Annotated in this window: 13 protein-coding genes; 5 read left to right on the top strand and 8 right to left on the bottom strand. The window is 42.4% G+C overall.

Annotation, left to right across the window (positions count from 1 at the left end; translation table 11 throughout):
• Positions 1-2: 2 nt before the first annotated feature.
• The 3 genes from INT03_RS13535 to INT03_RS13525 form a co-directional block, all read right to left on the bottom strand.
• Positions 3-1187: an HlyD family secretion protein gene (locus INT03_RS13535; RefSeq protein WP_193009347.1), complete on the bottom strand. Its 1185-nt coding sequence runs from the start codon at positions 1185-1187 to the stop codon at positions 3-5.
• Between the two features lie 48 nt (positions 1188-1235).
• Entirely contained in the window at positions 1236-2102 is an 867-nt protein-coding gene (locus INT03_RS13530; RefSeq protein WP_109590168.1) for a YihY/virulence factor BrkB family protein, read from the bottom strand.
• Positions 2103-2312: 210 nt separating this feature from the next.
• Positions 2313-4022 carry a TolC family protein gene (locus INT03_RS13525; protein ID WP_193009346.1) on the bottom strand — a complete coding sequence of 570 codons (1710 nt, stop codon included), beginning with the start codon at positions 4020-4022 and terminating at the stop codon, positions 2313-2315.
• A 622-nt stretch (positions 4023-4644) separates the two neighbouring features.
• Between INT03_RS13525 and glpK the strand changes: the two genes are divergently transcribed.
• The 4 genes from glpK (at position 4645) to INT03_RS13505 (ending at position 9224) form a co-directional block, all read left to right on the top strand.
• Positions 4645-6237, top strand: a complete 1593-nt coding sequence (gene glpK, locus INT03_RS13520; protein ID WP_193009345.1) for a glycerol kinase GlpK — start codon at positions 4645-4647, stop codon at positions 6235-6237.
• A gap of 266 nt (positions 6238-6503) precedes the next feature.
• Positions 6504-7016, top strand: coding sequence for a hypothetical protein (locus tag INT03_RS13515; protein WP_045446919.1), 513 nt, complete (start codon positions 6504-6506; stop codon positions 7014-7016).
• A 248-nt stretch (positions 7017-7264) separates the two neighbouring features.
• Positions 7265-8293 carry an endonuclease/exonuclease/phosphatase family protein gene (locus INT03_RS13510; RefSeq protein ID WP_193009344.1) on the top strand — a complete coding sequence of 343 codons (1029 nt, stop codon included), beginning with the start codon at positions 7265-7267 and terminating at the stop codon, positions 8291-8293.
• Positions 8294-8531: 238 nt separating this feature from the next.
• Positions 8532-9224, top strand: coding sequence for a TetR/AcrR family transcriptional regulator (locus tag INT03_RS13505; protein WP_055124242.1), 693 nt, complete (start codon positions 8532-8534; stop codon positions 9222-9224).
• 142 nt (positions 9225-9366) lie between these two features.
• Here INT03_RS13505 and INT03_RS13500 read toward each other — a convergent pair whose 3' ends face one another.
• The 5 genes from INT03_RS13500 to INT03_RS13480 form a co-directional block, all read right to left on the bottom strand.
• Positions 9367-10140, bottom strand: a complete 774-nt coding sequence (locus tag INT03_RS13500; RefSeq protein ID WP_193009343.1) for a hypothetical protein — start codon at positions 10138-10140, stop codon at positions 9367-9369.
• 166 nt (positions 10141-10306) lie between these two features.
• Entirely contained in the window at positions 10307-15640 is a 5334-nt protein-coding gene (locus tag INT03_RS13495) for an SdrD B-like domain-containing protein (RefSeq protein WP_193009342.1), read from the bottom strand.
• 133 nt (positions 15641-15773) lie between these two features.
• On the bottom strand, positions 15774-17861 hold the full coding sequence (locus INT03_RS13490; RefSeq protein WP_193009341.1) for a DUF11 domain-containing protein: 2088 nt from the start codon (positions 17859-17861) through the stop codon (positions 15774-15776).
• A 51-nt stretch (positions 17862-17912) separates the two neighbouring features.
• Entirely contained in the window at positions 17913-18377 is a 465-nt protein-coding gene (locus INT03_RS13485) for a hypothetical protein (protein ID WP_060490843.1), read from the bottom strand.
• A 273-nt stretch (positions 18378-18650) separates the two neighbouring features.
• Positions 18651-20273, bottom strand: coding sequence for a hypothetical protein (locus INT03_RS13480; protein ID WP_193009340.1), 1623 nt, complete (start codon positions 20271-20273; stop codon positions 18651-18653).
• 630 nt (positions 20274-20903) lie between these two features.
• On the opposite strand from INT03_RS13480, the gene aceE reads away from it, so the two are divergent.
• Complete coding sequence (aceE, locus tag INT03_RS13475) at positions 20904-23717, top strand: pyruvate dehydrogenase (acetyl-transferring), homodimeric type (RefSeq protein ID WP_055124237.1); 2814 nt, start codon at positions 20904-20906, stop codon at positions 23715-23717.
• Positions 23718-23720 lie beyond the last annotated feature (3 nt).

Raw genomic sequence — 23720 nt, 5'->3', positions numbered from 1 at the left:
GCTTACTCTTGGCTTGCATTAGTAAGTGCTGGATTGACGCGTACAATAACGCTCATACCTGAGCGAATACGTGCATCGGGAGTCGTCGGACGTGCTTTTACTTCGAAGGTACGTACATCGAATCCATCATCATTATTGGTCGGGCGCCAAGTGGCAAAGTCAGACAATGTTGACGTAGCATAAACGGTGAACTGTTTGGTATAAGGCTTATTTGCTGATGACAGCGCAGGAATCGTACCAGTAAATTGCTGACCAATCGCAAACTGGTTTAAGTAGGATTCGGTGACATTAAGTACGACCCACTGCTCATCGGTATTGACCAACGTCAAGATAGGCACGCCTTGTCCGATGACTTCACCCGCGCTGACAATGACATTGTCCACAATACCTGCAATAGGGCTTTTTAAGTTGGCTTCTTCTTTTGCCACCAGTGCTTCTTCTAGTTGGGCATCGACTTGTGCTACTTGTGCTGTCGCCGCTGATTTATCTTCACTGCGTGCGCCTTCTTTTGCCAAGTCGTATTGTAAGCGTGCCGCTTCAGTTTGATCTTGAGTAGCCAGATATTGCGCATACGCCTCATCGCGTTTTTGCCGTGCCATAAGGCCTTCTTCATACAGGCGGTTGACACGCTGGTAAGTGTTCTCTGCCAAATCAGAAGCAGCTTTGTTGGCTTGCCATGCCGCTTTTGCTTGAGCGATCTCTTGTGGACGGGCGCCATTTTCGGCTTTATCTAACTGACTTTGTGCCATTTGCTTGCCAGCCAGCGCTTGATTAATCTTTGCGTTAATCTCAGGCGAGTCCATTTCAATTAGCTGTTGCCCGACTGTCACTGCATCACCTTCTGTGACCAGAATTTTGGCAATACGTCCCGGCACTTTTGCAGCGATGGATGTTTGCTGCATCTGCATCTGCCCTTGCAAAGTCACGACTTCAGGCTCGCTATGCTGATTGCTTTTATATAGACCATAGGCAATAACGCCTAATACAATCAGAACCAATAGCGCCAGAAGTGCCTTTTTTATCATGGCAGATTTATCCGCTTTTTCTGCATGGCGCTTATAAGTAGGCACTGCTTGCTCATTTTCAGCATCAGTTGCTTGATCGTTATGGTTATTGACTGAGTCGGTAGATTGCTCTGAGTCGTTTAACTTGCGCGAGTCGTCTGATTCGTTGGTAGATTCAGTCATGACAGTGAGATTCCTAAAGCAGCAAAATTGAGGATAAAAGGTATGTTATTAGTACATTCGTACAGCATAAGGTTTGGCGCTTTCTAAGGCTTCAGAATTAAAAATCGCACCAAAGGCGACGATAAATGCTGAATAATAAAGCCAAAGCATAATGACCACGGCAGCTGAAAGCGCGCCAAACTCAGCGCTATAGTTATTAAAGTTTTGCACATAAATTGAAAATAGCACAGACAATACAATCCAAAGAATGGTCGCCAGAGCTGCTCCTGGCACCAGTTTTTTTAGCGCGACGGCGTCACGGTTTGGGGCTAGGCGATAGAGACTTAAAAAGCTTAAAAATATGATGCCAGCCAATATAGGCCACCTGCTCCAAAGTGCAATCGTTTTAGCTATTTGCGGGAAGGGGAAATAGGCTGCCCCTACAGGAATAATAGCAATAGAAGAGACCGCTATAATCAAGATTACTACCGCGCCAAAGGTTAAGCTGACTGCTAAAATGTTACCTTGTATGAAGCTGCGCTCTTGAGTGATATGAAAGGCAAGATTGATAAGAATAATTAAAGATTTAACACCTTTAGAGCCAGCATATAGGGCGAGTAAGGTCGATAAGACAAGACTGAACGTGAGTGCGGATGTGGTATTAGAGACCAATGCGCTTAGGCGTGAATTGAGGACTTCATACACCGTATCAGGTATAAACGGACGCAAAATCGAGATTTGCTCTTGCATCTCAGCTGGTGAAAACGCGAGACCATAAAGCAGCACAAACACCGCCATTACTGGAAAAATTGATAAGAAACCAAAAAATCCCACGCTCGCGCAGTGTGCCCAAACATTAGAGTTGTTCGCAATACGCCACGTCTTTAATGAAGGCTGCAGCCAATTACTTATTAATTTAGAAGTCGGGTTTTTCATAAAACAGTATTCGCAATAGAGTTAGCAATAGTATGGTTATTGACAGCTTCATGATAATTAGTATGGTCAGGCTACTGTAATAGTATTGCGGCGTTAACCTCGCTTGAAGTATCAAATATACCTCTTCGCTCAGCTGCCTTGTCATACTTTAAAATCGAATCAACTATATAAACGCTTATCCACACTATCTATCATTTTCAAATTAAATCATTACTCAGTATACAAAGTCGGTAATTGAATATCAGCAGCATTAAGATAGGCATTAAAGGCAAGAGGCGTACCACAGCTTTGCATGAGTGCGGCCAGCGATTGTACATAGCTGTTCGCAGCTTGCGCTTGTTCAGTACGTGCTTTAAGCGAATGCGTTTGTGCTTGGACTACCTCAATCGGTGTATTTACACCTTCTTGTAGCCCCAACTGGCGCAAACGCAATACTTCTGCGGCCAGATCTACATTGCTTTGTAATGCCTGATAACGAGATTGGGCGTTATTAACATCGTGCCAGTTTTTTTCGACCAGTAATAATAAATTGTCACTGACTTCGATTTCAGACAGATCCGCTTGGCGTATTTTGGCATTGCTTGACGCGAGTGACGCATTTTTATCAAGACCACCCCACAGCTTCCAGCTGGCTGATATACCGGCTACCCAACTGGGGTCTTTTTCAATTTGTCCGTAGCCATAGAGCATGACGGTAGGCTTGTGACCAGTATCTGATAGCGCATGTAGCTGCTCAGCTTGTGCGCGTTTGGCGGCGACTTTTTGTAGACCTGGGTGATTGGTGAGTGATAAATTCTGAAAATAGGTTACATCGGGTAAAGGACGGCTAGAAACGAATAACGGTGTCGTGGGTTTGATACGATAATCGGTACGCAATAGCCGCTGTAAAGCCATCATCGCAAGACGAGCATCGTTATTGGCATTGACGGACTCACTTTTTGCATCGGCAAGCGCAGATTGTGCTTCTAAGCGATCAACACGTGAGATAAAACCTTCTTCAAAAAGCCGCTGCGCCATATGGTCAGTCTGCTGCAAGGTATCATAAGCATCTTCACGTAAATAAGCGGCAATGATGGCCAGCTGTGCTTTAAAGTAACGCTCAATCAGGGTGTTATAAAGCTCGTTTTTATCCAATAGACTGTCTGCGACGGCTTCTTGGGTACGGGCATTGGAAGCACCTGTCAAAGCGTTGGTACGTCCAGCAGTATAGATGGGCCAAACCACGCCCAGACCTGCACCAGCCGTTGAGCCTGAGCGCTTTAACTCATAAGAATCTGGGATACGCTCACCGACCAATTCACCAAAATTCGGCAAATCTGGTAATGGTGGAATAGGCGGAATCACATTATCGACACCATTGTTAACGTCATTAACAATACCGTTTTTCAATGATGATAAGTCAAGATCCGCGTCTAAGTTGTAAGCGTTGGCTGATAGTTGGGCAAACACCAATGGATTGTCTAAAGTTTTGAGCGCATCCGTTTGATATTCACTAGCAGCAATCGCCGCTTGATTGGCGGCCAGTTTCGGTGACACTTGTAATAAAATATTTTGAGCTTGCTCAAGGCTTAACAGGCTAGATACTGCTAATGGATAACTATTATCAATACTTTTATGGGTAATGGGATCGATAAGCGTTGTTAAGCCAGTTTTTTGCTCAGCTTGACCCATATCCGTATCTGTCGTTGACCTTCTATTTTGAATCTCATTTTTTTGAGTACTGTTTTGAGCGCTGTCTTGAATGCTGCTTTGAGTACTGTATTGAGTGTCAGCATCGATAATTTGCGTCACTGCAACGGCTGTGACCCCATTCGGTGACTCGATATTATGATCAGTAGCGCTTGCAAAAGCAGGCGCTGCTAAACCCATGAACGTAATCGTCATCACCGCAGTAGACAGAGTCGATAAAGCAAATTTCATAAGTCACATAAGCCATTAATTAGAATGCAAAGTATTTTAGAGTCAGGCAAAAAAGTATCAAAAACATCAACTGTTATGGTCAAACCCTGTTCAAACAGTTCAATATGGTCAACCATTAACAGAAGCTAGTATTTTGTTATGGATAACAAGCGCTACACTGTAGTGGCACAATAGTGACGGGTCAATGCTCAGTATTTGCTTACTGTGCGTTGAATAAGCCATGATTTTATGTTAGAGGTCGGGTGTTAAGACAAATAATAACATCATTTGTTAATTAATAATAAAAGGTTTATCAAGTCATTAGCATTTAAATCGATTTTAGATCACTTTTAAAAGTTTTCAGCGAAAATGATGGTTAGTTATGATTGTTGTACTACAAAGCAGCTTATAAACTATATATAACAGTGGTGTGTGCTATATTTCAGCACCTTATAGCGTTGAGCAAGATTAAAATGAATGGCATTTATTTTAACTGTCAGCAATTGCTCATTGGCGCAGTGCTAATGTAAATAAAACTGGCTATTACGATAGGCGTTACTCACAAAAAGTATGTGCCATCAATAAAGACTGGGCTATAAAATATAAATGTAAAAAATGAATGCGACAAAATAGGATGTGAGTAATGGCAGGATATATTTTGGCTTTGGATCAAGGGACGACATCGAGTCGAGCGATATTGTACGATGATCGTGCGTGTCCGATAAAAATGGCACAGCAGCCCACCACTTTACAAACCCCAAAAGCGGGCTTTGTCGAGCAAGACGCGCAACAAATTTGGCAAACGCAGATTAGCTGTGCCCATGATGTGATTAATCAAGCAGGGCTGCTTGCTACCGACGTCACCAGTATCGCGATCACCAATCAGCGTGAATCTATTGTCATATGGGATAAGCAAACGGGTAAACCTTTAGCCCCTGCCATCATTTGGCAAGATCGCCGTACGGCGAACTACTGTAAAACACTCGCAGCTGAGAGTGCCAGTAGCATGATGAATGGCAGCCATGATGATGTGACAAGCGAAGTGCAACGCATTACAGGCCTACGTTTAGATCCTTATTTCAGCGCCAGCAAAATCGCTTGGTTACTAGAGCACAATCCGAAATTGAGCGTACGAGCCAGTAGAGGAGAAATAGCGGTTGGTACTATAGACAGTTGGCTCATATATAAGCTCACCGGTGGCGAGCATGTCATTGATGTGACCAATGCTTCCCGTACTTTATTATATGATATCCACAAGCTTGAGTGGTCAGAAGAGCTGTGCGCCCGTTTTGCGATACCCATGAATATTTTGCCTAAAGTCCTACCATCTGATGGTGACTTTGGTAAAACCAAAAAAGGACTGTTTGCCAAACAAATTCCTATTCAAGCGGTATTGGGCGATCAGCAAGCGGCACTTTTTGGACAAGGCTGCCTCGATGCTGGTATGGCTAAAAACACTTATGGTACTGGGTGTTTTATGCTGATGAATATTGGTCAAAAACCCAAACTGAGTGAGCATAAACTACTAACGACAATCGCTTGGCAACGAAAATCCACACCGACTCGTCCAGACAATTTATCGTTCGATCAAATTGTACAGTCAGGCAAACGCATGTTGCAGCCACCCAGAAAAGAAGTCACTTATGCCTTGGAGGGTAGTGTGTTTATGGCAGGTGCTATTGTCCAATGGCTACGGGACAATCTGGGTATGATTCAACACAGTAGTGAAGTCGAAGATTTAGCCCGCCAAGTTGATAGTAGTGAAGAAGTGGTGTTACTGCCTGCATTCACAGGGCTAGGAGCACCCTATTGGCGCTCCGATATCAGCGCGAGTATTACTGGTATGAGCCGCGGCACGACGAAAGCCCATATTGCTCGTGCTGCGTTAGAGGCAGTTGCCTATCAAACTTATGATGTGCTCATTGCCATGCAAAAAGACAGTCCTCATCCATTAACTGAGCTAAGAGTAGATGGCGGCGCGGCTAACAATGACTTATTGATGCAGTTTCAAGCTGATTTACTCGATGTGCCTGTCCTGCGTCCGAGAGATACAGAAATCACTGCCAAAGGTGCAGCATTACTCGCAGGTTTAAAAACGGGGCTATATGATGAAGGGACGATGCAAGCATCATGGCAAGTCGATCGGATTTTTGAACCCCAAATGTCCAGTGATATCCGTGAACAACATCTTGATAAGTGGCAACGAGCCATCGATAGAGCATTGACATCCTTATAAGTATTCAACAGACACATTAAAATATTGTAACAACTCAATGAAAAATTACTTAAAACGCTTCACTGTCCTACAAAATCATTATAAAGATACAGGCTGTAACGCAAGACAATCGCAATCTGGACACAATTTACACAACCTATCTATCTGTTGTTATCCATAAATTTCTATACTTTAGGCGACTCAAGTAACACATGATTCGAGTAAGACCGCTAATTTTTAGCACTTAATAAATCTAAAATATAACAAATTAATTTAAGGATAAAATTATGAGTAACTATGACGGTATTGATCGCAGTGAAGTAAAGCATATGTCAAAAGAAGCTAAGCAGGATCTGAATGCTGATATCATTACAGGTGAGCCAGGTTCGCATCCAGTAGGCACAGCTATTGGTGGTCTTGGCGGCGCAGCAGCGGGTGCAGCAATCGGTACAATGGCAGGACCACTTGGCACACTTATTGGTGGTGCGATTGGTGCTATCGTTGGTGGCGGTGCAGGACATGCAGCAGCAGAAGCAATTGATCCAACACGTGAAGAAGCTTACTGGCGTGCAGAATATGCAAATGTTGATTATTACAAAGAAGGTTATGACTTCGACCGTGATCTACATCCAGCTTATGCAGTAGGGTACGCCAACCGTGCTCGTTACCCTGCGGATGCACGTTTTGAAGACCATGAAGCTGAATTAGAGCGCTCATGGCATGAAGTAAAAGGTGAATCACGCATGGAGTGGGAAGAAGCACGCAAAGCATCGTATGACGCATGGAATCGTGTATCGTAATAAGCGAAACTAACAGCACATTTTATTTAAGTAAGTAGACAGTATATAAGCTTACTACCTTATCACTGGGCTTAGTCTGATTGTAGACTTGGGTCTGCTGATAGACTAAATACTTTCAATTTATGCTATTTTAAAGTCTTCAAAGATTTCTTTGGAGACTTTTTTGCTGTATATTACTAAGTATGAATATATTAAACAGCCAATCATCTTTGGAAGCAATATTCTAGAATAAAAATAATAGGTAATCTATGAACAATAATGCGGAAGCTAAAAGCGCCAGACAATTTTATATCGCCACTGCCAACTTGCTCAATTTTGCCAACCCTAACCGAATTTATTATGACAATGCGCCAGCTTACAGTAACGATGAATACGAGCACAAGCTAAGCGGCATCACCGATTTATTAGCAAAAGCTCATGCTGATATTATTGCGGTGCAAGAAGTCTGGGATAGTAATGCGCTTGAAGCGTTGGCTGTGTCGTTGGGATTTAAGCCCGAGCATGTTGTTGTTCCGTTGGCAAGTAACGACCGTTCAAGCCCTTATACCCATGGCAAAGGGGCACAAAACACTCCTGCCGTTGGTATCATTAGTCGCTTTGAGCAATTAGAAAGCCGCTTGCTTGAAGATATTGCACCAAAAGCGGTGATTGATATCCCTGATATTGGCCTTTACCAACGCTTTAATCGTCCACCATTGCTAGTACGGGTCGATGCTTTTGGGCAACCGATAACGATTATTACGGCGCATCTAAAAAGCAAACGGGCATTTTTCTTGCGTGATGAAAGTGGCAATTTGTTAGAAGACATGGACGATCCAAATATTCGAGTCCGTGCCAAGCTCCGTAGTTTATGTATGCGCGCCGCAGAAGCAGCCTCTATTCGCATGTCTATTATAGAGCGATTACATCATACTCGTGAGCCATTGATTTTGTTAGGTGATATGAACGATGTCACTGGTAGCGTCACTACCCAATTGATGGCTGAGACTGGTGAAGTTAATTATGACAAAGGCATGCGCGATGTTGCATTATTCGATGCTGCGCGTATCCAAGCACGCTATGGTTGGATGAAAGATGTGGCATATACCCATATATATCAAGGTATGCCAGAAGTGATTGATCAATTATTTGTTTCAGAAGAGTTTCTTCCTGATAGCAAGTTTTCACTGGGTCAGGTTGAAAGAGTAGACTATTTCAATGACCATTTAAAGTGGGACTATACAGATAGGGTCATCGATCATGGTATTATAAGAGCGAAAATTAAACTCAAAGATTAAATTTTTTACATTACGTGGTCAACGCTATTAAATGGTTGACCTATACATTAATTTTTAACCCATTTATCTCCCTTGCTTGATAGTGTACAAGCGTTTATGATGCCTCTCCATTAGACATAGTAGCGCTAATATCAGTGCTACATTATTAGCTAATAGGATGTAATTCTTCAATTTAGGGCGAATACTATCTATTGAAGATTATATTTATAAAATAGGGTGTAACATTAAGAGACTTATGATGAGCGAAAATAAAGACGAAAAGATTGAAGATGTGTTGGTAGATTCGGAACTGGCAAAAAAACTGGTCCCGAATAAGTTTAAGTTTACCAGCCAACAAGGCCGTGCGCGCCGTCAAAAACTTTTGGCTGGTGCCAAGAAGTTAAGTGAAACCCAACCTATCAATGACATTACTTTGGCGGCTGTATGTGAAGAAGCAGGCATTCCAAGAGCTTCTGCTTATCACTTTTTTCCTAACATCGAAGCGATATTTTTAGCATTGCGTTTTTTGAATGCTATCGAAATATTAGAAATAGTAGAAACAGTAGATATTGGTAATTATGACAGATGGCAGGGCTATTTGACGGCGCTTATTGATAATTGTGTGACGATATTCCATAACGACGAAACCAAAGCCAAGCTCATTTATGACACGAACACGCCTGATTTTGAAGGTGATAGTTTTGGTGAAGATATCGATCATCAAATCGTCGATTTGGTTTATAAGCGTTTATCAGAGCGCTATGAGATGCCGAGTTTCCACGATATTCAAGACACGCTATTGATTGCTTATAGCATTATTAATGCTATATTCACATTGTCTTATCGTCGTCACCAAAGCATTACTAATGAATATATCCAAGAAGCAAACACTGCGTTTATCGCTTATTTGCGTTGCTATCTACCAGAAAAGCTACCGCGTAAGAATCGCTAGTTTTTTTCGCTATTTAGATGATGCATAGACATTAGAGTGTGATTAACATGCTCTAATGTCTGCTAAGTAAATACAAAAAAGCCGACATCATATGTCGGCTTTTTTGTATTTACTGCATTGATGAGCAGTGGTAATAATGGACTTAACGGATAGGCATCAATACTTGCCCACGGCAACTATCAGCACTCGCATCTAATGTCTCATATTGCTTATAATAGCTGACGATCAGCTCTTCCAAAGCGACGTTGGTCTGTGAATCATGGGTATTGACGTATGCTTCGCGGGCTTGTTCAAGCCAACGATCTGCCATGCGAAAATGGATGCCTGATTCCCGCCAGCCGCGCTCGCACTGGTTCGTAGCAGCCCAAATTAAAGCGACCTCGCTGAAGGCTATCTCTCGTGGTGCTGACTCGATACCACCGCTATCTTTTAGCGCGCTTAAGGTTGCCCATAGATCGGGGCGCATGAGAGCAGAGTTTGAGGGTATGTCTTGAATAAGGTTGAGATCTTGTTCCTTGCCATTTCTTAAGGTAGTCAAAATCGTCTCTGCTGCCTGTGCTGCTTGCTGCCCAGCAGGTGAACGACTATTTATGCTGTCTTGATGGATGGCGTAGTTAAGCCAAGCCTGAGCTTTATAGGCAAAGTATTGCTGACGTGCACTCATGTTTTTTTGTTGATACGCTTGTAACTCTGTCAACATACAGTTCATAGCACGTTGGCGCGTACTTTGGTATTTTGGGTGGTGAGACTGAGTTTGAACATCATTGGCACAGTGATTATCGTCATGGGTTACTGCCACTTCAGGAGTATGATGACTCGCCGATGCAACCGAGGTCATTGTCAGGAAAAAAACGGTTGATAATAAAGCCTTTATAGGCTGTTTATAATGGGCTGCTTTGTTGGCATGATTAGGCATGATGCAAAACCTCATATTAAGCGGATCAGTATCAATATTGGTATTGGTACTTGCGGTTTTTGGCGTTGATCTCATCACTTATTAAAATATATCTTTCATATAATATGATGAACAGCGCGATAACGCCCGCATTGTCGTCAGATAATAACACGACAATGGGGATAAATTACAATGTAGAGTGAGTCGTCAAACGCTGGTTCTTACGTGGATCATCACGTTTGAATAGGTCTTCGTCAAACTTGAAGCGTAATCTAAAGTAAGCGCCTTCCATAGTGCTATCGTCATAAGCGATGTCTTCATCCTCAAAGCCCATAAAGTTATAACCTAGTGACAACCAAAGATTGGTCATCGGGCTATAGCCCACTTCCGCACCCAGCATATAAGACATATCATCTGCTTGTTTGTTCCAATAAGTGCCTGCTTGCAAACCCACATCCCAGCGCTCACTGATGTCATATAGACCGCGAGCATAAAGCGCATGGGCTGTATTGTCGCTACTAATATCATCAGCATCAAACTGAGTATATTTACCCGCGTAACGGCCTGATAACGTCAACGGACGCGTTGGATGATAGTTACCACTCAATGACCAGATAACGGCGTCTTTTTGATAGGCGTCATCGCCAGTACTGTTATCATCTAAGCGATACTCAAGCTTGGCTAACATGTCTAACTGATTGCTATCATAATCACGATAAGCAGCTCCTAGCTGGAAGCGATTAATCGTGCGATTGCCATCGTCATAATCGACGCGCGAGTAGATGTCTTTGGCCAACAGAGTCACATCGTCAGTATAGCGATAAGCAATACCAGCGCTACCTAGCAATGTGTCACTGGTCTCACCCCAACGCTTCTCAAAACGCGCTGAGGCTTTGTAATCTTCTTTCGCAAGATACTCTATACCAATGCCAGCTGCCGTTACGGTGTTTTCGGTATCGCCCTCTAATGATTCAACACGCTCAAATAAGGTGTTTAAAGTCAGACCTTCTTGAACATACCACTTGTTTTTTAGACCGATAGCAGCTTCAGCTTCGCGAGCACTAATGGCGTCACTCATGCGATATTCGCTATAGACTTTGCCATCTTTCATATAAGCGGCATCAAAACCGAAAACCGTACGCTGACGTTCTTCAGTATCATCAAGACCATAGCTACCAGATAGACTGTTGATCAAGTCATGACGGGCGTATAGGCGGCCTAAACCACCTAGCGGCGTCTCGCCTCCGATGGAGGTGGCATTACGATTACTGTTATCAATATCTTGCTCATATTCTGCAAATACTAAAGAGTCATTGAGCTTGGGCAACCGTGCCGTGATGCGAGCGCGGGCGGTAGTACCTTCAATATCTTTTTCAGAATCACTGACATTATTTAGCGCCGATTGATTGATAATATCGTCATTAAAGAGAGTGTTATCAGTCACATCTACGACGTCTGTTACCGCTTGGATATTGCGTGAAGCTGCCGTTGCATCTTGCTTATAATAACGTAAGCCAATCTCGCCAACGATGTTGGTGCTCAAACGCTGTTCAATACTGGCTAAGACACCTTGGCGGCTAGCATCAGTGGTATGATCTTTAGTACGTACGCCTTCTAGTTTTAGCGCGGTCTTTTTATCATTAATTAAATGAGTGACTTCGACGCCCGATTCAGCGCGACCAGCAGTCTGCGGCGAGGTGCCAGTCACGAAACCTTCGTCAGTATCATTATAATAAGCTTTGGCACGAGTGTTTTTCTTGTTATCAAAGTCAAGCTCGATACGCAAGGCATTACCTTCTGCGTCCTGACCGTCTAATTCTGTCGCATTGATTTGATTGCTTGGCTGAAAATTTGGATTCTCAGCTTTATTCATCGCGTATTCAGCGACCAGTTTTAGCTTATCGTTAAACTTGATAACGCTATTGACGCTAGCAAGCTCTTCTTTGTTAAGAGGGTCATCACTGTTGACATAGCTACCACCGATGGCGACTTTATCAGTCAACTGCTGCTTGGCAGCAATGCCACCGACCAAGTATTTTTCGCCGCCTTCATCTACTTCTACAGTGACTCGTAGATAAATAGGGTTGCCATCGATATCTTGGCTAGCGATAGGGGCTTTTAAAAATAAGCTGCGGCTGATAGGGTCAATTTCATAATCGGCAAAGCGGGTAAGGGTCTCACGGCTAATGATCAAGCCTGGATTGTTGGCGTCACGAGTGATCACTTCGACAGTTTCTGAGTTTTCTAATACGGCATCAAAGTTTTCAGCCAATGGATAAGGGCCTGAGATACCAAGACCACGAGTCTCATTGACGCGCTGGCTGGTACTCGTCTCCGCGACAAAGGCGGTAATGCGAGTATTGCTATCTTCATACTGGGCTTTTAGGCCAGTCAACGTACGGTTATATTGACCTAATTTAATACCTTCATCGTTATCGATTTGAGTTTTTAAATCGCCATACATAGCAAATGAGCGGCCCTTGTCCAAGCGCACATAGAGTTTGCTGGTAGATTGCGCATCAAAGCCTTTGGCTGATGAATCACCATAGACAGGATAGTATTCACCAGGCTCGATATCACGGAACAGACGCTCGCCTTTTTTGCCACTGTCATAAGCCAAAGTGAGCAAATAATCGCCACGTACTTTGCCTTTAAGGAACATCGCGGCGCGACCAGAAGCGGTATAGTCATCGTTACCAGCGAAATCATTGAGCTCTTGCTCAAAAGCGCCTTGGGCGTCAGTAATGCTGCTGCCATCAAAGTCTTTAAGTGAGATCGCGCCTTCGACGATGCCGACGGCAATGAGAGGACGTAATTGCGCGGTAAATTGTAACGGGATAATCTGTTTACTGCTACCAGTGTCGATGACCAACTCACCTTTACCCGGTACATTCGGTGCAGTCACAGGTATGAGTAGCTCGCCACCTGAGACAATAACTTGCGTACCAGCTTGATCTTTACTGCTGTCATTAAGATTGATACGGCCGATATTGGTATCGATAGTGATAGGTGTTGAGGCGATATAAGGACGGCCATCACGGTCTTTTAGGCTAATAACGACTTGATAATCGCTAACGCCATCTGCCGGTACTAGCTGCGCTTGAGTGCGATAGTCAATGGCTTGTAAATTGTCTGGCGTTGATACTTTAATGGTTTGCTCAGAGATAATTTTGCCATTCACGTCAGTAGCGACACCGCGCAAGATATTGTTGCCGCGATTTAAGTCGACGGCATAGTAATCAAAGGCAGTCACATTCTGTTTTTCTTGCTCAGCAGTTTTGCCGATTTGTTGTTCTGATACTGCTTTTCCATTGGCATATAGTGTAAATATTGAACCCAGTGGCGCTTGCACTTGTACCATTTGTTTATAAGTGCTGAGCTGTTGACCTTCGTTTAAATTGATAAAAGCCACGTCATTGTTAGCCACTTCTTTGAGATATTCTTCCAGCTCTTTTTCTACTGGCGGTGCTACCGTAGTTACGGTCATATCAACACGATTGGCGGCTGGATTGATCATCTCATTGACGATAGCAGAGTCACAGTTGCTGCCCAGATCTAAGTCGCCATTGATGTTGCAGCCACTGGCGTCTACATTATCATCGTAGTCACGATTGTAGTCAGGATCTAGGGTTAGCTCGGTTTTTACTGCTTGCTCAAGGCTATCATTCTTAGCGCTCACTGATTTGCTACGAGCGACAAGCTCCGTATTCAAACGCTCAGTGCTATCGCCCATACCGACAACGATACCGAAATCGGCACGATGTAATTCGCCATATTTCAAGTCAACGAAACGGCTGCCCGCATCGCCAGCATTGCGATTACTTTGGGTGACCATCTCGGTTGAATGAGGGATGGTGGTGCGGTCAACTTTTAAGACGTGAGTTTTGGCACTGACACCATAGAAGTTATATTTACCTTCAGGATCAGTCACGACAAAGTTACCATTTTCCATGTAGATACGCACGCCTGCAACGCCAAGTTCGCCATCTTCTTTTTGTTGAATGCCATCACGGTTGATATCGTGGTAGACCTTACCGATGATGATGCCATCAGTATTCATGACGCCGCGCTCTACTTCAATCTTCCACTGTGCTTCTCTTGAAACTAAGCTTTTACCTTGCTCATTGCTAGCAACAGCAGTCGCGCGGTTGATGCCATCACCGCCTAATGATGAGGCACCGATTAAGACACGGTAAGTAATTTTTTTACTTTCGCCATTTGCCATATTACCTAAATTTAGCACCTGATATTTACCATCAGCTTTAAACTCAGTGGTTTGCGCTTGGTCGATATTGATATCAGTAGTTTGGTTGACACGTACACTACCATCTACATAAGCAAAACCACGTGGTAGGGCGTCTTTTAGTTGTACATCGTAAGCGGTAGAGTTGCCACTATTGGTGATATTAATGGTGTAGCTAACATAATCACCAAATTCAGCGCTTTTAACATCGCTTTCTTTGGTGACGACTAAGCTTGGGCTATCATCGACGATATTGATTTGTGTATCTAAGTCATCGATACGTACGGTGAAGTCACCTTCGCTTGGTAGCTGCTCAGCGCCAGTGCCGACAGAAGGCGCGATACAGGCGTCTAGACTTGCAGTCAACGTATCATTTGCTAGAGTCTGAATAAATTTGTCATTGATAGCGTTGGCATTGTTTTGTGTTGGTGCTGATAGCTGGTATTTACCAGTACTATTGCCCGTCTCAATCGCTTTCAATGCGTATTTGTCACCCGTCAACAAAGAGGTAATCGTGACCCATACTTGATCTGGCTTATCTAGCTGAACGTTACACTGCGCATAGCTGGCATCGATATAGACGTTTTCATCGATTTGTGAGGTGGTTTTGTTTTCGTCAAACTTAGGAGTTGTAAATTTGATTTCAGGCTCAACGATGATCAGTCTATCAATCGCGTTGACACTCGATACGGATGGGTCCTCCAGAACGACAGCGCCAATTTTAATATCTGCAGTATCGCCACTTTTGCCGTTAACATCTGATAAAGCTTGCACGATGAACTGGATACTTTCACTGTGTCCAAGTTTGATTTGTGCGCTTAAATTATCGAAAATAACTTCAGTATCACCATTATCAACGACGCCGTTTTTATTTAGATCTTGATAGACTTTTAAGTTTGAGAGCGTTGGAGATACAGCCAATGTTAGCTCAACAGTCTGGTTGCTATAGCTGGTATTGCTGAGGACATTTACCCAGTTAACTAAGGCGTTGGGCATAACGGTGAGTAACGGCTGTTGAGTGAGTTCAATACCGTATTCAGGAAGGTCTGAGGCTTTGACTTGTACTTGGTTTGAGGTGCTAGATATTGTGACGTCAGTCTGGTTATTGACGTTATAGCTAGCATTTGCAATATTGTTGATGATTTGCAGATTAGGGTTTGCTGCATCAGCTGCAATCGCGATATTTGATTGCATAAGCAACATTGCCAATGACAGCGCAGAGATCTTTGCTGAACACAATGCAGTACGATTAGACGGTGTCATGGTAGATAGAGTCATATGTCGCTTATCCAATAAAATATCAGTGAGGGTAAGGGTAGAGATTCTCTAGCTTGAATAATGAAAAGTGATTAATTCAAGCTAGAGGGGATCTACAAGCACTCGAAAATGCTCATAAATTGATACTTACTATTTAGTTAGTGCCTGATTGTGAAGGTTTTACAGAGAATCTGATATTTACTGTCTCTTGCGGATTTAAAGTGGCAAAAATCCCTTTGATTAACGGAGCAGCAATTTGAGTTGGTGCAGTCACTGCTTTTGAAGGAGTAAAGTTGCCCTGATACGTAACAGATGACATCAATGTATCTGAAATTGCAAGGTTACTAATAGCTCTATTACTTTCAGTAAAGGTATTTTTCGCTTCTAATTTATAGAAGATACACTGTCCAGAAGTTGCGGTAGTAGCAGTGCTCGACCAAGCAGCATTATTATCAGCAGGTAGTGCTGCCTCACAATTAGCAACTATCTGGTATTTCTGTAAATTAATACCTTGCATAGTAGTTTTCGAAGTAGTGCTGACATCAACAGGTTTTGGTGTACCATTTACTGACCCTTGTGGTAATACCGCTAAGGTCAAGGTTTCAGAGTCATTAATGTTGTTTTTGCCACCTACAAGATTACTACCAGTACCAGAAGTTGATACTTGCACACCTATTTTAATAGCATTAGCTGTACCAGCAGCAAAACCTGTTGTTTTTGCTTGATTTAAATCGTAGGTATACTCTGAAGTCGTTCCAACTTGAGTGCCAGTAAGTTCTATGTCGCCAATATTAAAAACACCGTCGTTATTAATATCTGCAAACACCCGGGCTATGCTAATGTCAGTGTTATCAGTAGTACCATCTACACCATTAATTTTACTAGCAGTAGGCTTAACAGAGAATGTAACAGAATTAGCGGTTGCTGCTTCTGTAATATCAGTACCATTGTTAGTGATAGTGTAGATATAAGTATTGCCAACTTTATTTTCAGTATTAGGTGTTAACAAAGGCACTTCTTTATTAACTCCTTCACTGATAGTTATAGAACGAGTCTGGTTTGTAGTGGTTACTGTCGCATTAGTGTTATCGTCTTTACCTGGATAAGGACCTGTGCCTACTGGGTTTTCATAGTTCACTTCTGCAACACCAGCATTGGTTTTGTCATTTGAGTGATCAATTAAATCAGGAGTGTTAGCATCAACATCGTTTTTAGTGTTGTCTTTAACGGTCGCATAGTTTGAGAAATCACTAGTTGAAGTAGCAGCACTAGATTTTTTAGCACGGAAAGTGATGGTAATTACATCGTTTTTAGCGATATCAACATTCTTGAATGTTATTTTATTAGTCGAAATCTCTGGAGTTACGGTAATAACAGCGTTATTACGTTTTATGACTGGAGCAGTATAAATATCCGTTTGTGTAGAAGGGACTAGTGTTAAACCGTTAGGTAGAGCATCTTCAATAGTGACTGCGGTACCATTAATGTTACCTTCGTTTTTGACCGTAATAGTATAATCAATATAAGCGTTGGCATTATTAAGATCTAAGTTTTTGTTACCAAGGTTAGTAGCTGCCGATTTAGTAATAGCATAGACAGGCGTAGTGGTTTTTGCGTTGTCTGTATTAGACGCTGTATAGGCTGCAGGCGTACCTGTATTTTTAGCTTTTAAATAAGCACTTTCAGCACTAACTGTTAAGATACCGTTTTTATCCATACTACGTGCAGTGTTAGCAGTCGCTACAATTGTGATACTCGCAGTTTCGTTGGGTGTCAAAGTAATAGCAGTAGTAGCTTTTCCATTAGCATCAAGTGTAATGTTCTGAGACGTGCCATTGCTAGTTTTTGTATAAGTGACTACATAGCCACTATAATCAAAATCATCTCCGTTAACATTTTTTAAATCTAAAATATAGCTATCATTTACGTTACCTTCGTTCTTTAAGGTATGTGTGAAAGTAGCTGTTGAATTAGCTTGTGGATTGATAGGAGTATTAACGTTGTCAGTAAGTAGGCTAAATGAGCTAAGCTCATTGACCTTGACTGTTACTTCATTAGAAGTAGCGGTTTGCGACTGGTCGTTACCAGCAACCTTATAAGTGGCTTCTGCTTTGTTAGTGACATCGAAACTACCTGTGCCAGTACCGCCAGTAGGCTTAGCCGCCATAGCCCCAGTAGAGATACCCATCACCGCAGCAACACCAACGGCTAACAGGCTATAATTAAAATTATTTGATTTCATATAGATATCCTAAAATTAGAAGAGCAAGATTTTGTGAGTTGAAGGAGAGGTCTAGTTGACGATCGTGTTAAGTGCCACGGCGGCAGACTTCTGTGCTGGTAATAACTTGATATTCCAGCGCAGGGTACGATATTCAGAAAACGGAATTTTAACCATTTTGCCATCGACTTTACGCATCAGTGGCATATCGGCATAGTTCTTGCCATCGATACTGGCTTGAGCACTGGTAGGATTAGCTTCACCAGTGAAAGCCATATTGGCAGGGATAGGTAATACGACCGCCAGATCTTGGATATCTTTGTTAATAATATTGCTGTATGTTGCCTTATACTGAATGACCGTACCCGCTGGAGCATTACGAACTGGTAGATAAGAGATCTTACCTTCGGCGTTTTTGGTGACTTGATTGGCTGTTAAATCCATTTTTAAGGCATCATTGGCGTGAGCAGCACTTAATGCTATTACCGACGCTAAGCTTGCTAATATGGCACTGCGTAAAAAATTAAAACCTTTCATATCGTATTCCTTGCTTAAACCATTATTATCAAGTCAATCTTGACTTCGTCCCATGCAATGTAAAAACTGCAATCAACTATGAATAAGAGATGCTGATAAAGTTAGAATTGTTCCTTAATGTGATTGTCACGCAAACAATACAAATATTCACCACAAAAACGACAAATGGTATTTTGGAGTACACAAACGGTAAAAGCCCTATCTATAGAGATAGGGCTTTTGTCAGTAAAAAATATTCTTTAGGGTTGATAATATAGCAAGGGGGAATAGTTACTAAGGATTCACAGTAGTGCCGTATTTGGTGTTGAAATAAAAATCACGTTTGGTTATTTTTGGCAATGTTAACTCAGTCGTCTGGACCGTACCATTTAGTCCAATATCCACACTACCATTAGCGAAGCTGCCATTAGGATCAGTAGGTGCCACACGTATAGACGTGGCTTGTGCACCTTTAACGTCTTTTTTCTGCAGAACATCACTCATTACGAAGTTGTTGATGGCGAGATTGGCACGATTGGTCGCAGTTATCTTATAAGCAATACACTGCTGCGGAGTGATATTATCTTGGATAGGATCCATACTGAACCCAGTTCTTGGATCGCCAGTAATCGGAACTGAGGCGTAAACTAAAGTACTGGCATTGCAATCATTCACAAACTGGTACTTCTGTAATACCAAAGCGGCATTTGCAGCGATGACTCTACCAAAGTTGTTATTAGGATAATTATAAGTGGTTGCTGAGAAACCAACATTTCTGCTCTCACTACTAGTGCGAATAGGATAAGTAGCCCCTGTTCGACTTTCTACCAAACAAAGATTAGTATTATTAGCCAGTGTTGTTTTAGGAATACTGATTTGATACTCACCGACGGAAGCCCCGTTTCTAATTACCGATTGGGTTGGATAAGTAGTAGATGTATTAGAACAATTAGCCAATCTTACATTACTCCCACTAATACCTAATTCCTGAGGGGTATTAAATACACCGTTAAAGTAGTTTGGTTTATTAAAATAGGTACCACTAGTAATATTGGCGTTATTAGCATCAGCTTGGGTATCAGTAATACCACCGTTATCATCAAACACTGTACCTGAAAATATATACTGAGGGACATAGCAGTAATTGTCTACGCGAATTTGTACTTCTTGATTAGTCGGGTCATTTTTAACATATATAGGATTATTGGTGTAACGAAATGTCACTTCACTGACAGCTTGAGAAAATTGTATAGAGCCTTGACAGCGTGTATCTAAATCTCTTGATGGGCAATTGAAGGAAGTGCTGTTGTTTAATCCTGCAGAGTATATGACATTTGAGCCTGATATTGTTTGTAGTGTGCCATCAATAATAGAGCCAGATTCAGTAGTACCTGTAATGCGTACATAGTCATCGAATAAATTATTACCAGAATTTGAATAGTCAATATCAAATGCACTCACAGCTACGTTGGTCAAATAGAGAGGCTGTTGGGTCGTTTTATTACGAAAGCTTAGTGTAATATCTGTATATGCAGTTGGAGTAGAAAAGTTTCTACCAATATTTATAACCCTATACTGGCTAGCATCTATAATGCTAAAGTTATTATTAGTATTACTAGTGCTAGATTCGCTAAGATCCATTTTCATTTGTAGTGGAATACTATCTGAAGCATTACCTGCGACATTAAAGTAGTTATTATTGCTGCTACTTAAAAATAAATTGGTATAGTCGCTATCTGTCAGTTTGTCTTTTGAAAAACCAGCAGGACAAACTGCGCCTGGATTATCAACTCTTGCAGAGGATGTATTACTAACCAACATCAAGCCCATAGCGGCTATCAATGCCAGCACCCGATATATATGTTCACTGAATAGTTGTGAAATTATTGAATTTAGAACGTATGGCATTTTATGCATATGATTATTCCTATAAGAAGCTAAAACTTGCTATAAGCGTTTAACTAGTTCTCAATTATTTCACTAACTAAACTAATGTATATATTACGTAACTTAACATATTAAGCAATAATTTCGTAAAAGTCCTACGAAGTGGATGAATGGCAGATATTTCATGACCAGCTACAGTATCTAGTTATAGATGTCAGCTCGTTAGCAAACAATCCTTATATTTCTTTGAAACATTTCTAAAAAAACTAATGATTATTTATTTCAAAAATACTTGTCATATCACCATTTCTTTACAGCTATAAACAACTGCAGCATAAGAGCCTATAATAAAGAGTTATTATCATTTGATAATTGACTATAAAAGTTGGGTTAGCATTTTATTATCTAACCACTTTTAAATACTCAGTTCATATGCGATGGATAGTAGCGCTGTTTTTATTTTGGCTATGTGAGGCTGCTCCAGGTTATGAGTCGGTCAAATACTGCTGCATAACCGCACCCTACTATAAATCTCGCTTCTTAAAATTAACAAGGAAGTCATTGAGAAAATTATTCCCGCACGACAATATTGAAGTAACACTTTGATTTAATAATATCCTGTCTTCGGGCAGGACTGACTGATAAAAAAGGACAATAGTGATGAATTATTATAAGGATGCTGATAGCACCGAAACCCAAGAGTGGCTGGAAGCGTTTGAATCTGTTATCAAACATGCAGACAAAGATCGTGCTCAGTTTCTGCTAAAAGCTTTATACAATATGGCAGTTCAAGAAGACCTGCCGTTCAATCGTCTCGATACCGCTTATATCAATACCATCGCCGTTGAAGATGAACCGATGTACCCTGGCGACCTAACCATTGAGCGCAAAATCCGTGCTTTGATTCGCTATAACGCATTGGCCATGGTCATGCGCGCGAACAAAAATGACGACGATTTGGGTGGTCACTTAGCAACATTCGCTTCTAGTGCCACGCTATATGAGACAGGTTTTAACCATTTTTTCCGTGCTGCTAGCGATCATTTCGGTGGTGACATGATTTATTATCAAGGTCACTCAGCACCCGGTATTTATGCGCGTTCTTATTTAGAAGGTCGATTGACCGAAGATCAGCTTGATAATTTCCGTCGTGAAGTCGGCGGCAAAGGCTTATCAAGCTATCCGCATCCATACCTTATGCCTGATTATTGGCAGTTCCCAACCGTATCGATGGGACTTGGTCCGATCATGTCGATTTATCATGCGCATGTACATCGCTATATGGAAAACCGCGGTTTGCTAGAGAAAGAAGGTCGTAAGATTTGGACATTCTTGGGTGATGGTGAAACGGATGAGCCAGAAAGCTTAGGGGCTATTTCTCTCGCTGGCCGTGAAAAGCTAGATAACCTTATATGGGTCGTCAACTGTAATTTACAGCGTCTTGATGGTCCAGTCCGTGGTAACGGTAAAATTATCCAAGAGCTAGAGTCTGTATTCCGCGGCGCTGGCTGGCGTGTGATTAAAGTTATCTGGGGTGGTAAATGGGACAGCTTACTTGCCAATGATAAAACGGGCGTGCTCAAACATCGTATGGAAGAAGTGGTCGATGGTGAGTATCAGCTATACGAAGCCCGTACAGCTGAGTTCACTCGTAAAGAGTTCTTTGGTAAATATCCTGAGTTAGAAGAGATGGCTGATGCGCTATCTGATGAGGATATCTCGCGATTGAATCGTGGTGGTCATGATCCAATGAAAGTTTATGCTGCATTCAGTGAAGCGATGAAAACCAAAGGTCAGCCAACCGTTATTTTAGTCAAAACCGTTAAAGGCTATGGTTTATCAGCTCAAACACAAGCGGTTAATAAATCACATCAGATTAAGAAACTCGATCAAGAAGCGTTGATGTATTTCCGTGATCGCTTTGATTTACCATTTACTGACGAGCAGCTAGAGACGCTACCATTCTATCGCCCTGAAGAAGGGTCGGCAGAGATGAAGTATCTTAAAGGTCGCCGCGAAGCGCTAGGTGGTCATTTGCCAAATCGCCGCAGTGGGCATATCCCATTGAATATTCCTGAACTGTCAATGTTTGATCGGGTATTAAAAGGCAGCAATGGTAAAGAGCAATCGACAACGATGGTATTCGTACGCTTGTTGTCAGCTATGCTAAAAAATAAAGACATCCAAGATCGCGTCGTGCCGATTGTACCTGATGAAGCGCGTACTTTTGGTTTAGAAGGTATGTTCCGTCAATTGGGTATCTACTCTGCAGTTGGGCAAAAATATACCCCAGAAGATAGTGAAGCTTTGATGGGCTATAAAGAAGCCATCGACGGTCACATGTTAGAAGAAGGCATCAACGAAGCAGGCGCAATGAGTACGTGGATAGCGTTGGCAACCAGTTATTCTGTGAACGCGCTACCGATGATTCCGATGTATATCTATTACTCGATGTTTGGTTTCCAACGTGTGGGTGATTTGGCTTGGGCGGCAGGCGATTGTCAAGCACAAGGTTTCTTACTGGGTGCAACAGCTGGTCGTACCACCTTAAACGGCGAAGGCTTGCAGCATCAAGATGGTCATTCACAAATCTTATTTAACGTTGTGCCTAACTGTGTGACTTATGATCCTTGCTTCGGTTATGAGCTAGCGGTTGTGATGCATGATGGTCTACGCCGTATGTATGGTGAAGGCGAACGCGTTTATTATTACTTAACGCTAATGAACGAAAACTACGAGCAACCTGCGATGCCAGAAGGCGCGGAAGAAGGCATCAAGCGTGGTATGTATTTGCTCGAAGACAATGGTTCAACTCAAGTGCAGCTGTTAGGATCTGGCGTTATTTTACGTGAAGTACAAAAAGCGGCGCAGATTCTAAAAGATGAGTTCAATATCACCTCCAACGTTTGGAGTGTGACCAGCTTTAACGAGTTGACTCGTGACGGCATGGTTTGTGATGACTACAATCGCTTGCATCCAATGGATGAAGAGCGGGTGCCATGGGTCACTGAGCAGTTAGCGCCGCACGAAGGTATCGTCGTCGCTGCGACGGATTATATGCGCAATTATTCAGAGCAAATCCGTGCTTGGTTGCCAGACAATCGTCCTTACACGACGCTAGGGACTGATGGCTACGGCCGTTCTGATACTCGTGAAAATTTGCGTAGTTTCTTCAACGTTGATGCCGCACATATCGTGGTTGCGACGCTCAAACGCCTAGCGGATGAGGGTGAAGTCGAGATGCGTTTGGTGAAAGATGCCATCTCAAGTTTAGGCATCGATGTGGATCAGCCACCTGCATGGCAACAACAGCCTTATTATGATCATTCTCCCGATGCACCAGCACCTGGTAATGTCAATCCAAATCCTGTCCCTGAATTTGTCGCTGAAGATGATGATGAAATCAGCAATGAGGGTCGGGCTGAAGATCAAGCGGATGCGACTTTACTTAATAACGGTGATGTCAAAGAATAATAA

The sequence above is a fragment of the Psychrobacter sp. PG1 genome (genome assembly GCF_014897815.1).
GTDB lineage: Bacteria > Pseudomonadota > Gammaproteobacteria > Pseudomonadales > Moraxellaceae > Psychrobacter.
This window is presented reverse-complemented; position numbering and strand designations above follow the sequence as displayed.

What these genes read in the sequence shown, in the direction of transcription:
- INT03_RS13535 (WP_193009347.1), bottom strand. Translation starts at nt 1,187, where the DNA reads ATGACTGAATCTACCAACGAATCAGACGACTCGCGCAAGTTAAACGAC.
- INT03_RS13530 (WP_109590168.1), bottom strand. Translation starts at nt 2,102, where the DNA reads ATGAAAAACCCGACTTCTAAATTAATAAGTAATTGGCTGCAGCCTTCA.
- INT03_RS13525 (WP_193009346.1), bottom strand. Translation starts at nt 4,022, where the DNA reads ATGAAATTTGCTTTATCGACTCTGTCTACTGCGGTGATGACGATTACG.
- glpK (WP_193009345.1), top strand. Translation starts at nt 4,645, where the DNA reads ATGGCAGGATATATTTTGGCTTTGGATCAAGGGACGACATCGAGTCGA.
- INT03_RS13515 (WP_045446919.1), top strand. Translation starts at nt 6,504, where the DNA reads ATGAGTAACTATGACGGTATTGATCGCAGTGAAGTAAAGCATATGTCA.
- INT03_RS13510 (WP_193009344.1), top strand. Translation starts at nt 7,265, where the DNA reads ATGAACAATAATGCGGAAGCTAAAAGCGCCAGACAATTTTATATCGCC.
- INT03_RS13505 (WP_055124242.1), top strand. Translation starts at nt 8,532, where the DNA reads ATGAGCGAAAATAAAGACGAAAAGATTGAAGATGTGTTGGTAGATTCG.
- INT03_RS13500 (WP_193009343.1), bottom strand. Translation starts at nt 10,140, where the DNA reads ATGCCTAATCATGCCAACAAAGCAGCCCATTATAAACAGCCTATAAAG.
- INT03_RS13495 (WP_193009342.1), bottom strand. Translation starts at nt 15,640, where the DNA reads ATGACTCTATCTACCATGACACCGTCTAATCGTACTGCATTGTGTTCA.
- INT03_RS13490 (WP_193009341.1), bottom strand. Translation starts at nt 17,861, where the DNA reads ATGAAATCAAATAATTTTAATTATAGCCTGTTAGCCGTTGGTGTTGCT.
- INT03_RS13485 (WP_060490843.1), bottom strand. Translation starts at nt 18,377, where the DNA reads ATGAAAGGTTTTAATTTTTTACGCAGTGCCATATTAGCAAGCTTAGCG.
- INT03_RS13480 (WP_193009340.1), bottom strand. Translation starts at nt 20,273, where the DNA reads ATGCATAAAATGCCATACGTTCTAAATTCAATAATTTCACAACTATTC.
- aceE (WP_055124237.1), top strand. Translation starts at nt 20,904, where the DNA reads ATGAATTATTATAAGGATGCTGATAGCACCGAAACCCAAGAGTGGCTG.